Origin of the sequence: Xanthomonas sp. CFBP 8152 (assembly GCF_014199025.1) — a bacterium.
In the GTDB taxonomy this organism is placed as follows: Bacteria; Pseudomonadota; Gammaproteobacteria; order Xanthomonadales; family Xanthomonadaceae; genus Xanthomonas; species Xanthomonas arboricola_B.
Window position 1 is genome coordinate 387,080 of sequence record NZ_JACHNO010000003.1, and the last position, 12,321, is coordinate 399,400.

Here is a 12,321-nt window from a genome sequence, read left to right on the forward strand (position 1 = left end):
CTTGGAAATCAGGAGCTCCGGCAGGAATTTTCCATTGCACGGGATGCTGTGGGCCGTGAGCAGGTAATCGCCCACGTGCCGAACTGCGGTGACGCCCAATAGCGATCCTCCTTGATGGGGCAGGCACCTACGTTCGTCCAACATCAGTGTCAGACGATCGGCTCTCGATGCTCGCCGAGTGACACGCCATCATTGAAGGAAAAGCCTCAAGCCGCTATCGGCAATAGGCGAACATGCCTGTAAGTATTTTCCTGACCCGCAGCTGCTGGTTCCGCTGACAGCGCCCCTGCGTGCCCTCGTCCTTTGAGGGCTTAGCCTGGTCCTGCGGGGACAGCCGCTGGGATCGTGTGCTCATCGCTTCCAGCCAGACTGGCGCCCGGCAGGGAGCCTGCCTTGATGAGCTGATCGATGTTGTTGAGCTGCTGCATTTCCTTGAACCAGCTGGCTCCCCATCGGGCGCTGAACCCCTCTGCATTCAAGGACGACTGGATGCGCCGGGCGACCGACACCAACCCGGCTTCGCTGGTGCCAGGCAGAAACAGGGCGAACTCTCCGCGCGCCAGGTGTGCCAGGCTGTCCTGAGGACGGGTGGCTTGCTTCAGCAGGGCGATGGCCGCCGCCACATCTTGTTCTGACTCGGCGCCATTGCCCGAGTTGCTGGCGCCTACGTCAAAGAGCAATACGCCGCCTGGCTCGTTGCGATGGCGATGATCCGCCGCTGCTTGCAGGAGATCACGGAAGGTGCCGAGATCGTAGAGGCCCGTCAGCGTCTGCACGTTTTGCAGGATATGCGGATCAGCGGGGTGCGGTTGGACCTCGGCCAGGTGCTGGGCCCACGATCCGGCCAGCACCCGTCCAAATGTTTCCACCAGCGGCAAGAGGTGATCCAGTTTGTCCTCGATGACCCGGTTGTCCAGTCCGCACAGCATTCCCTCAACTTTGCCAGGAATTCGAATGGGCACGCCCAAATAGCTTGCGATACCCAGCCGTGTCGCCACGGCGGACTGGGCCAGGTGTTCGACTTTCTGCAAGTCGGGAGCGAACTGCGGGCCCCCCATGACGATCATGCTGCGGCATACCGACTCGTGCCAACTCAAGAACTGGTCGACCTTCAACCCGAAGGAAGCGTCGGTGCAGCCACGAATGATCCAGTGATCGTTTTTGACCTCGGCAAGCACCCAGGTCTTCAGCGGCGTCAGCTCGGCAAGACGCTCAAGCAGCTCGCTCGCGGTGTCTTGCATTCCGGCGAAGGGGACTTGGGTTCTAAGTTCGGTCGACATGCGGCGGCAGCGTTAGGGATTGACCTCATATCGGCCGTGCAGAATCAATCTGCAGCGGGCACCCTGTCGATTTTCTGAACGGCGGAACGGCCCCCGGTCTGGCCTGGATGGGCCCGAAGGCGATACCCAGCAGGGCGGCTGCCCACCATTGGGCGTTGAGTCGCCGCAGACGCGTGGGCGAACTGGGCGACTACGGATTGATCACTTTCCGAACCTGCGTAAACGCAGGCAGCAGCGGAGCGCCGTCTTTTGCCTGAAGCGACATGCGTGCGACCTTCTTGCCCGTGCGCCTGTCGATCAGCACCGAATGACGTTCGCCCTGCTCAAAAAGGTGGTCTTCGCCCCACTGTCGCAATGCCACCACGACGGGGAACAGGCTGTCGCCCTGTGCCGTCAGCACGTACTCCTGATAAGCCGTGCCGTCGGATGCATCTTGCATTACCAGGATGCCCGCATCGACCAGCTTGCGCAGCCGATCGGACAGGATATTGCGCGCCACGCCCAGGCTCCGCTGGAAATCGCCGAAGCGGCGCACACCATCGAAGGAATCGCGCACGATCAGCAGCGCCCATCGATCCCCAATGAGATCGACCGATCGCGCAACCGGGCAATGTTCGTCACCAAGGCGTCTGCGAGGGGGCATGGCGTCTCCGGAGCCGATCGACTGGGAATCAATAAAGTTGCATTTTAAAACCATATTGCTTAGCCTTCAATCGGTTTTTATTTGCAACTGGATTGGGTGGGGTTGGAACCATGGGGATTTCTGTCGCATCACTACCGTCAAGCAATCCTCCAACGGTTCCGTCTGCGAACATGCCCCGATACTTGGTGTGGCTGTTTGCGGTTGCAAGTGGACTGAGCGTGGCAAATGTCTATTACGCTCAGCCGCTGCTTGACACGCTGGCTCGAGACTTCGGCATCAGCTACGCGGCTGTGGGCGGGGTCATTACAGCCACACAAATCGGTTGTGCGCTGGCATTGCTGCTGCTGGTGCCGCTGGGCGACTTGGTCAATCGCCGTCGCCTGATGTCTATGCAGCTCCTGGCGCTGGTGGTCGCACTTGCCGTCGTGGCGATGGCGCGATCTGCGCCTGCACTGCTGGCAGGCATGCTCGCCGTCGGCTTGTTGGGCACAGCGATGACGCAGGGCCTGATTGCCTATGCGGCCAGTGCCGCCGCGCCCCATGAACGGGGCCGCGTGGTCGGCGCAGCGCAAGGCGGCGTATTCATCGGTCTGTTGCTGGCACGGGTGTTTGCCGGTGGTGTCAGCGATTTGGCAGGATGGCGCGGTGTGTACTTCTGCGCCGCTTTCCTGATGGTTGCGATGGCACTTCCGTTGTGGCGATGGCTGCCGGTCTTGCCGTCGACGTCCCAGACGATGCGTTACCCGCGTCTGATCGCTTCGATGCTGACGCTGCTACGCCAGGAAAAGGTCTTGCAAGTGCGCGGCACGCTGGCGCTGTTGATGTTCGCCACATTCAACATCTTTTGGAGTGCGCTGGTGCTGCCCTTGAGCGCGCCGCCTTATCGCTTCTCCCATATGGCCATCGGTGCCTTCGGTCTGGTCGGTGTGGCAGGCGCCTTGGCTGCGGCGCGCGCCGGGCGGTGGGCGGACCAGGGTCATGCTCAGCGCACCAGTGCAGCGGCGCTCACGGTGCTGCTGCTGGCCTGGTGGCCTCTGTCGCTGATGGAGTGGTCATTGTGGGCACTGGTCATTGGCATCGTGCTGCTCGATATGGGAGGCCAAGCACTACATGTGACGAACCAGAGCTTGATCTTCCGCACCACGCCTGAGGCGCATAGCCGCTTGGTTGGCCTTTACATGCTGTTCTATGCCGCCGGCAGCGGACTGGGTGCAATCGGCGCGACCGTCACCTATGCCAGGGCAGGTTGGCAAGGTGTGTGCCTACTGGGCGCGGCAGCCAGTCTCCTGGCCCTGCTGTTCTGGTGGACGACAAGGCGGGGCGATACCCGCACTGCAGGCGTCGAGTCCTGACCGCTGCCAGTTCTTGCGAGCGCTCGCGGGCATGGCGCAATACATTCCGTGACACCAGGGGGAGATCGCCTGCGCCGCGCCGATAGTGGCTCCACATGGCCGTCCCAAGGGGCGCGCTACCGTGTGGGGCACATCAGGCAGGTCCGGTTTGGATATGGAACAGAAACAGCAAGAGTGGATGCAGGCCGTGACCGAGGCGCTCAGCGACCTGCTGGCCGCGCGTGTGGCCCAGGCCACGTTGCTGGAAGCGATGATGGTCTCGCATCCCGATCCGGTGATGCTGCGCAAGGCCTGGGATGAGCTGTCCTCCCAGCGCATCGCGTATGTCGCGCAGAAGAAAGCGGTCGCCGCCGACCCGCGACCGATGGATGCCTACACGCTTGAGCAGTTCCAGGCGTGGGAAGAAAAGCTCAGCCGTTACTTCCCGCGTGCGCCGGATGCAGGGGGCGCGGATGCGTGAGTCCGTCGGCCAGCGGCCCAATCGCGTGGCCCAGCGGCGATGGGCCAGGTGCTGATCGCCGCCACTGTGTACCGCTTGCGCACACGGGCGCCAGTGACTGTGCCGGGAGCCGGTCCTGGCACCCGGCATTGCGGTACGCCCAGGTGCTGCTGCGGACCTGCTCGTTGGTGATCACTTCGGCTGCTGCTGCGGCTTGCGTCAGGCCACCGAGGCACGTGGTTTGGTCTTGTCGGCATCCAGGCGCAGTGTGGCAGCGGCAAGGCCGGGTGCGGTGGCCTGCAAGACGATGCTGCCGGCGCTGCGCGTGCTCTGCAGCAGGGCCGCACACAGTCCATTGAAGGCCTTGCGTTGCGGTGCCTTGTCGTCTTCATGGCTGGCGGGGTCGCCGTTGCCCACGCCGATCAATCGCGCAGGGCCGCGCAGCGCGAACTGCACCAGGGTGTCGGCCGTCGGCACCAGGCGGCCTTGTGCGTCGACGATCTCCACCTTGACCACCGCGACGTCTTCGGCGTCGGCACGCACTGCGTTGCGGTCGCAGCTCAGGCGGATCGCTGCCGGCTTGCCGACCGTCTCGCGGCGTTCGCTCAGCACCAGTGTGCCGGCGCGATAGCCGCGCGCCTCGATCACGCCCGGTGCATAGGCCACGCGCCATTCGACATGGCCGTAGGCCGGCACCTGCTGCAGGCCCTGGCTGACGCCGTTGACCAGCAGTTCCACCGCTTCGAGATTGCTATGGCACCAGACCTGGACGCGGCCCTTGTCATCGGGCTGCAGCAGGCCGTCCCAGTTCCAGTGCGGGAACAGATGCAGCACCGGTTCGCTGGTCCATTGCGCGCGGTAGTACCAGTAGTTGTCCTTGGGAAACCCGCAGCTGTCGAGCACGCCGAACTGCGAGGCGACATTCGGCCAGCGGTTGTAGGGCGTTGGTTCGCCGCGGTAATCGAAGCCGGTCCAGATGAAGCCGCCAGCGATATACGGGCGCTGCGCGACATAACTCCACCAGGCTTCGGCGGTGCTGGCCCACCACGGGTGGTCGGTGTCGTAGGCGCGGGTGTAGCCGCGGGTGTCGTCGCGCTGGTAGTTGCCGCGCACCGACACGGTGCTGCCGGTTTCGCTGCCGTAGATTGGAATGTGCGGATACTGCGTGTGGAAGCCGTCCATCTGGCTGGTGCGGTAGTTGAAACCGACCACATCGACGACCTGGCCAACGCCATCGCCAAAGCCCTTGTCCATGGCGAACGTGGTGGGGCGGGTGGGGTCGAGCTGACGTACCCGTTGTTGCATGCGGCTGACAATGCGCGCGCCGCGCTCGGTGACCTGCTGCGGCTCTTCGTTGCCGAGCGACCACAGGATCACGCTGGGATGATTGCGCCCGCGCCGCACCATCGTCTCCAGCTCGCCCATCGCCTCGGGGTCGGTGGACATGCGGCGGGTTTCCTCGATCACGAACATGCCGAGCCGATCGCACAGCGCGAGCAGTTCGGGCGTGGCCGGATTGTGCGAGCTGCGGTACGCGTTGCAGCCCATCGACTTGAGCCGGCGCAGGCGCCATTCGTGCAGGCTGTCGGGGATGGCGGTGCCGACGCCGGCGTGATCCTGGTGGTTGTTGGTGCCGTGCAGCTTGAGCGGCGCGCCGTTCAACAGGAAGCCGCGCTGTGCATCGAAGACGGCCGTGCGCACGCCGAACGGCGTGACCACCGCATCGACTGCCTTGCCGTCGCTGTGCACGCTGGTGGTCAGGCGGTAGAGCTGCGGGGTGTCGATCGACCATAGCGCCGCTTCGCCGAGCGGCAGGGTCTGTTCGATGAGGTGCACCTGGCCGGGAGCAATGCTGACCGCGGCGCTGGCCGCCTGTGCGACGACGCGTCCATCCGGCGCGGTCACGCGCGCCTGCAGCGTGCATTGGCGCGGGGCGCTGCCATCGTTGCGCACCTCGGTGGACAGCTGCGCCGTGGCGGTGGCACCTTGCAGCGTGCTGCGCACGAACACGCCGTCCTGCGGCAGATGCAGCGGGTCGGTCTTGTTCAACCACAGATGGCGATAGATGCCGGCGCCTTCGTAGAACCAGCCTTCGCCCAGGGTGGCATCCACGCGCACCGCGATCAGGTTGGGCTTGCCGTAGTCGAGTACCTCGCTGAGGTCGACCTCGAACCCGCAATAGCCGCTGGCATTGCGCCCGACGATGTGGCCGTTGCAGAACACGATGCAGTCGCGGAACACGCCGTCGAACACCAGGCTGATGCGCTTGCCCAGATCGTCCGCAGGAATCTGCAGCACGCGGCGATACCAGCCCACGCTGGTTTCCGGAAAACTGGTGCCCAGCGGCTTGTAGCCGTGCGCGGCGGCCGGATCTTCCTCGGTGATGGTGGCCGAGATCGGTTCCTGCCGGAAGGGCAGGGTGACGGCCCAGTCGTGCGGAAGATCCAGCAGTTCCCAGCCACTGTCGTCGAAGGCGAGTTGCGCGGCGGTGGCGGTGTCCTTGCCGGCCTTGGCGAAGGTGCGCTGGAAGGTGCCGAACCCGAAGTCGCGCGCTGGGTCGCTGGCATGGCCCAGATGGAAGCGCCAGCCGAAGTCGAACAGCAGCCGTTCGCGCGGTGCCAGGGCTGCATCGCCCAGCGCGGTAAGCGGGGTGGCGGTGTCACCTGCAGCTGGTGCTGCAGCGGCGATGGCGGGCGGCAACGCACCGGTCGCACCGATCGGGAGTGCGGCGCTCACGCCACTGGCGAGCATGCCGCGCAGCAGCTCGCGGCGATTGATGCCGGTCATGGCTGGATCCCCTTGCCGGTGTCTGCAGCGTTGCCTTGCACGCCCGCAGCAGGTTTGCTCGTGGTTGCAGGCACGCCGGTATACGGGTGGCGCATGAAGTCGATCGCCGGCAACAGTTCATTGGCATGCTTGAAGTCGAAGAAGCTGGCGTTTTCCCACGACGAGCCGGTGCCCCAGCGCGTCTTGCAGCTGCTGCTGGTCCATGCCGGTTCCCAATACACCACGCCGGCGCCGCCGGTATCGATCACCAGCTGGGTGAGGTCGACCATGTAGCGGAACTGGCCCTGCGGCGTGGCCGGGTAACCGGCAATCAGCGAGTCCTCGCCGAGCAGATTGTGCGAGGTGTCGCCGGAATCCAGCGTCCACGGATAGGCGGTTTCCACCACCACCACATCGGCATCAAAGCGGCCGCGCAGGCGCTTGATGGTCTTGCCCAGCTCGGCCATCGATTGGGTCGACCACTTGCGGTAGTAGCTGATGCCGATCAGATCGTAGTCGGTGACGCCGGCCTCGGTGGCGGCGGCAAACCACGGTTCCACATTCTCCGGCTGGGCGATATGCAGCATCACCCGCGGCTTGATTGCCGAACGTGCGCCGATGTCGCGCACTGCCTTGATGCCGGCATTGAACAGCTTGGCGTTGCGCTGCCAGTCGATGGGGCGCTGCTTGTCCCACGGCTTGCTGTCCATCAGATCGGAATTGCTTTCGTTGCCGACCTGCACCAGCTCCGGCATCAGGCCGGCACGATCGAGCGCGCTGAGCGTGTCGTAGGTGAAGCCATACAGCGTGCGCGCCAGCTCGTCGGTATCGGTGATGCTGGCCCAGGCCTTGGGAATCAGCTGCTTTTCGCCATCGGCCCAGTCGTCGGAATAGTGCAGGTCCAGCAGCACCTGCATGCCTTGCGCGCGCGCGCGTGCGATGGTCTTCTTGACGTCGGACAGGTCGCTGTAGCGGGTCCAGCGGGCATCGTTCCACAACCGCACGCGCACCAGATTGGCGCCGTGCGCATGGAACAGTTCGAACGGATCCTTGACCGTGCCGTTCTCGCGGTACTGCACACCGCATTCCTCCATCTCGTTGACGTAGGACAGGTCCGCGCCCAGATACAGCGTGGCGGGGGCAGGGGCGGCGTGTGCGAAGGTGGACATGGCCAGCGCGAGCAGCGCGGGCGTCCAGAGGCGGCGTGTGGAGCGCATGCAATTCCTCGACAGATGAAACGCGGAGCGGGTGACGGCCTGCCGCATGCGGCGGTGCCGTCGTGCGTAAGGTGTGCGCAATCACCACGTCAGTGACGCAGGCGATCGCGCACACCGCGCGCAGCTGTGGAGCAGTCGTGCAACAGCGGTATCAGCGGCACCTAGAACTTGTAGGTCGCTTCCAGCGAGTAGCGGCGGCCAAACACCTGGTAGCCGCCGTCGTCCTGGTTGGCCAGACGGTTGGGCTTGTTGTCGGTGTAGGCGCGCAGCGGTTCGTTGGTGAGGTTGCCGGCCTGGAAGCGGAAACCGAGCTGCTTGCTGTACTGCCAGTTCAGGCTCAGATCCACCGTGCCTTCGCTCTGCAGCCGTGCCAGACGCGCCGCATTCCAGCCGTACACCACGGTGTAGGGGCTGTGGTACTTGTAACCCACGCGCGCTTCGAAGCTGCCGTTGCTGTACCACAGGTCGAAGGTGCCGGTCTTGCGTGCCAGGCCGCTCAGCGGCAGCGGGTTGTCTTCCGGCGAGAATTCCTTGAGGTTGGAATCGACCAGCGAGAAGTTGGAATAGACGCCGAAGTTTTCCATGTGCGGGATGAAGTAGAACGGTGTCTGGAAGGTGAGTTCCACACCGTTGATGTGCCCGCCGCCGCCATTGAACGGCGCGCTGACCAGGTAATCCAGGCCGTTGATCACTTCGCGGTCGGTGCGGTAGCCGATGCTGGAATCCACTTCCTTGCGATACACCGCAATCGCCGCCAGCGCTTCCTTGTGGAAGTACCACTCGTAGGACAGGTCGACCTGGGTGGCCTTGAACGGATCCAGCTGCGGGTTGCCGCCGCTGCCGGTGAGCTGGCCGACGGTGACGTTGGGGTCGTCCAGGCGCCGGCCGGTGCGCAACTCGTCCAGCGGCGGACGCGCGATGACCTTGGCCACCGCAAAGCGCAGGATGCGTTGATCGTCGATCAGGAAGTTGACCGTGGCGCTGGGCAACACGTCGGTGTATTCCTTGCTGTCGCTGCTCGCCTGCACCGTGGTGCCGACCGAATCGAAGCCGTCGCTGGTGGTCCTGGTATTGACCAAACGCACGCCGATGTTGCCGGTGACATCGGTGCCGAACAGCTGCGAACTGAACACCGCCTTGGCGAAGGCTTCGCGCACGTCTTCCTTGACGTTCCAGTGGTCGAGCAACTGCTCCTCGAGCGTGGCCGGGTCGAAACCGCCGAAGCCGATCTCGGCGATCGCATCCATGTTGCCGCCGGTCAGGGTGGGCACGTTCAAGTCCGGCATGGTGACCGGAGAGATCAGGCCCTGGTACGCCGAGATCGGCTGGTCGTAGCCGGACTGGTTGCTGATGAAGCGGCGGTTCTGCTTCTCGCGGCGCGCGGCGCGTGCGCCGAATTCCAGCGAGGTGAACGCGGCGGCATCGACAGAGCGGCTGGCGTTGAGCGCCAGCGCGGCGATCCTGTCGCGCAGCCCCTGCGGTTCGGTCTGGCCGGCGATGCCCCACTCGGGCGTGTCCGAGCTGGTGCTGATGGTGGGGGTGACGCTACGGCGGAAATCGAACGAGACGGTGTCCGGGTTGCTGCCGAAGCGCACCGCCTGCCAGGTGTTGTCGCGCTTGGCCTGCGAGAACGACAGGTCGCTGCCCAGCGTCCACACATCGCCGCTCCACTTGGCGTTCAGGCCGCCGGCGGTGAGCGTCTTGACCTCGTTGTAGTGGCTGACCACATGGTCGACCTGCAGGTTCGAGTTGGCCAGCGTGCCGGCCACCACATCGCCATCGACGATGGTGTAGGACGAGCCCGGCGTGGTGTAGGGATTGGCGCCGGTCGAGAAGGTGCTGTAGGCCAGGCCATTGAACCAGTTCTGCAACTGGTCTTCGTCGATTTCGATACGCGAATACAGGCCGTCGAACTTCAACTCGACGTTGCCCGAGCGCCATTGCACGGTACCCATCGCACCGGTGCGGGTCTGCTCGGTCAGCTTGAGCTGGTCGGCTGCGCCCCATGGCGTGGGGTCCACAGTGCCGTCGCCATCCACATCGCGCGAGGTGGTGGCATCGGTATAGCCCCAGCTGCCGATCGAGGAGTTGGAGTTCTTCTGCTTCTGGTAGGTGGCGCCCAGCGCAACCGCCAGGTTGTCGTTGATCTGGTGCACCCAGCTGGCGCCGAAGCGGTTGCCCCACGGAGAGTAGCCGTCCACGTCCTTGGCATGGTCGTAGAACACCGGGCCGGCGGTGCCGACGAAGCCCGGGCCGGTGTAGTCCAGCGGGCTGATGGTGGAGATGTCCACCGTTGCGGCAAGTCCGCCGGCGACCAGGTCCGCCGACTGGGTCTTGTAGACCTTGACGGTGGAGACGATCTCGGTGGGGAACACTTCCCAGCGCACCGCACGATTGGGCTCGGAGGAGGCGATTTCGCGCCCGTTGACGGTGCCCATGGTCATGCGCGGGCCCAGACCGCGCACGGTGGCCAGGCTCTCGTTGCCGCGGTCGCGGGTGCCGTTGACGCCGGGCAGGCGCACCAGTGCTTCGGCGACGGTGACGTTGGGCATCTGGCCCATGTTGTCGGCAGAGATCACTTCCATGACGTGATCGGACATCTGCTTGGCCTGCACCGCCTGATTCAGGCTGGCGCGCTGGCCGATCACGGTGATGTTGTCGAGCGTGACCGGCGGCGCCGCCGCGGTGGTGGCGTCGGTGGCCGGCGTTGCGGCAGGCGCGCTGTCCTGTGCGTGCGCACTGAATGCGGTGGCCAGCACGCAGGCGATGGTGGTGGTGAGGACGTCGCGCACGGGCGTGCGGCGCAGGCGCCGGCCGGCCGGGTGGCCGGTGTGGTGAACGGGCATCGTTTGATCCCTCCCAGGACAAAGTTACCGAATGGACTAATGGCCGCTGGTGCGGCGCGCTGGCGCAGCTGCGCGCTGACGCGTCCGACGCGGGCATGGCGGTTGCTGCAGTAGTGCGGTGTGGAGCTGATTGATCGTGTGCGTGACGCTGCGACGATCGTCGATCGCCTTGGCGTCCCCCTGTCCTGCATGTGTCTGCTTCAGGGTAGAAGCGCAAGTCATTCCATTCCAATGAAGCATTTTGCGTGAGCTATCTCGCGTTGGAATGCTGCAGTGCAGCGGTAGCGTCTGCCTGATCGCCGCCGACGCGCGAGATGCCTGCGGCGAAACAAGACCGCCTGACAGAACGCTGCAGACCCGGGCCTGGGGCTAACGCGCGTTGGCAGATAACCTGGGCAGTGCGGGAAAGGCGCGCTGCACGCAGTCGTTGCGTTCGCAGGTCAGGCAGCCGGGGCCGATCGGCACCGCATCGTCCACCGCGTCCAGGTCCCAGCCGCGCGCATACACCAGTTGATCGGCATGACGCAGATCGCAGCCCATCGCCAGCGCGAAGGTCTTGCGCGGGCGGCCGTAGCCCGGCGCGCCGCTGCTGACCTGGCGCGCCAGCCAGAAGTAGCGCCGGCCATCGGGCATGCGTGCGATCTGGGTCAGGATGCGGTCGGGCTGGTTGAAGGCCTCGTAGACGATCCATAGCGGGCAGGCGCCACCAACATGCGAGAAATGGAAGTCGGTGGCCGAGTGGCGCTTGGATACGTTACCGGCACGATCGACCCGCATGAAGAAGATCGGCAGCCCGGCTGCGCCGCGCCGCTGCAAGGTGCTGAGCCGGTGGCAGACCGCCTCGAAGCCGACGCCAAAGCGATCGGCCAGCCATTCGATGTCGTAGCGGGAGCGCTGGGCGCTGCGCAGGAATTGGCCATACGGCATCACCAGGGCACCGGCGAAATAGTTCGACAACCCGATCCGCGACAGCGCGACACGTTCGGCATCTTCGAAGCCGGCATCGGCGATGCGTGCGTCGAGCAACGGCGCGCATTCCAGCAACGCCAGTTGCGCGGCCATCTGGAAGGCCTGCTGGCCGGGGCGCAGGTGCGCGGGCAGCCACAGCACGCGGGCCTGCGTATCCACGCTGCGTTTGTCGCTGTACAGCTCGGGCGCGTCCTGCACCAGCAGGCCGTGGCGATCTGCCAGGCGCTGGCGCAGCCGCAGCGGCAGGTTGTCCGAGGTCAGGCCGAGTTCGGCATACAGCGCCTCGGCGCGCTCATCCAGTTCCGGCAGATAGTTGTGCGCGCGATTGAAGTAATCGCGCACCTGCTCGCCCGGCGACAGCGAGGGCAATGCGGCATGGTCGGCGCCGATCTGTATTTCCAGTGCGGCGGTACGCTCGAGCAGGTGCCGGTGGGCGCGGTGCAGGTCCAGCAGGGCCTGGGCCACCTGCGGCAGGTTGCCGGTGAGCACGCGCAGCTCGGCGGCCGACAGGCTGTGGCCCAGGCTGCGCAGCGAGTCGTCCAGCGGCTCGACCAGCGCGGCCGGGTCGTCCAGGTCGAGCAGGCCGTCGACATCGCCCAGGGTGGCCTTGAGCCGCTGCTGGATTGCCAGGGTCAGGGGGCGCTGGTTGCGCTCGATCTGGTTGAGGTAGCTCGGCGACAACCCGAGCCGGCGCGCCAGCTCCGCCTGGGTCAGGCCGTGGCGCTGGCGCAGCCGCTGCAGGCGCAGGCCGAGCTGGTGGCGGAGCGGGAGCTGCGACTGGGGCATTCGCAAGATTCGCAAAAGAGTGA

The 12,321-nt window shown here is 65.2% G+C and carries 8 protein-coding genes; 2 read left to right on the forward strand and 6 right to left on the reverse strand.

What is annotated here, in order from left to right; translation table 11 throughout:
- Window positions 1-311 precede the first annotated feature (311 nt).
- On the reverse strand, window positions 312-1,280 hold the full coding sequence (locus FHT09_RS13390) for a GAF domain-containing protein (RefSeq protein WP_146096351.1): 969 nt from the start codon (window positions 1,278-1,280) through the stop codon (window positions 312-314).
- 190 nt (window positions 1,281-1,470) lie between these two features.
- A complete protein-coding gene (locus FHT09_RS13395; protein WP_104607297.1) occupies window positions 1,471-1,923 on the reverse strand; it encodes a helix-turn-helix domain-containing protein in 453 nt (150 codons plus the stop codon).
- 170 nt (window positions 1,924-2,093) lie between these two features.
- Here FHT09_RS13395 and FHT09_RS13400 point away from each other — a divergent pair, with 170 nt between their 5' ends.
- Together FHT09_RS13400 and FHT09_RS13405 are read left to right on the forward strand one after the other, a co-directional pair.
- The gene (locus FHT09_RS13400; RefSeq protein ID WP_219842997.1) at window positions 2,094-3,275 is read left to right on the forward strand and encodes an MFS transporter; all 1,182 of its coding nucleotides are present in this window, start codon (window positions 2,094-2,096) and stop codon (window positions 3,273-3,275) included.
- Window positions 3,276-3,429: 154 nt separating this feature from the next.
- Entirely contained in the window at window positions 3,430-3,735 is a 306-nt protein-coding gene (locus FHT09_RS13405) for a hypothetical protein (protein WP_053051653.1), read from the forward strand.
- A 198-nt stretch (window positions 3,736-3,933) separates the two neighbouring features.
- Here the strand turns inward: FHT09_RS13405 and galA are convergent, their stop codons facing one another.
- From galA to FHT09_RS13425, 4 genes are all read right to left on the reverse strand, one after another.
- A complete protein-coding gene (gene galA, locus FHT09_RS13410) occupies window positions 3,934-6,501 on the reverse strand; it encodes a beta-galactosidase GalA (protein WP_104607299.1) in 2,568 nt (855 codons plus the stop codon).
- Window positions 6,498-7,697 carry an arabinogalactan endo-1,4-beta-galactosidase gene (locus FHT09_RS13415; RefSeq protein ID WP_104607300.1) on the reverse strand — a complete coding sequence of 400 codons (1,200 nt, stop codon included), beginning with the start codon at window positions 7,695-7,697 and terminating at the stop codon, window positions 6,498-6,500. Before FHT09_RS13415 ends, galA begins: the two co-directional genes overlap by 4 nt.
- Window positions 7,698-7,858: 161 nt before the next feature.
- Window positions 7,859-10,543, reverse strand: a complete 2,685-nt coding sequence (locus tag FHT09_RS13420; protein ID WP_104607301.1) for a TonB-dependent receptor — start codon at window positions 10,541-10,543, stop codon at window positions 7,859-7,861.
- Window positions 10,544-10,912: 369 nt separating this feature from the next.
- A complete protein-coding gene (locus FHT09_RS13425; protein WP_104607302.1) occupies window positions 10,913-12,298 on the reverse strand; it encodes a short-chain fatty acyl-CoA regulator family protein in 1,386 nt (461 codons plus the stop codon).
- Window positions 12,299-12,321: the final 23 nt, after the last annotated feature.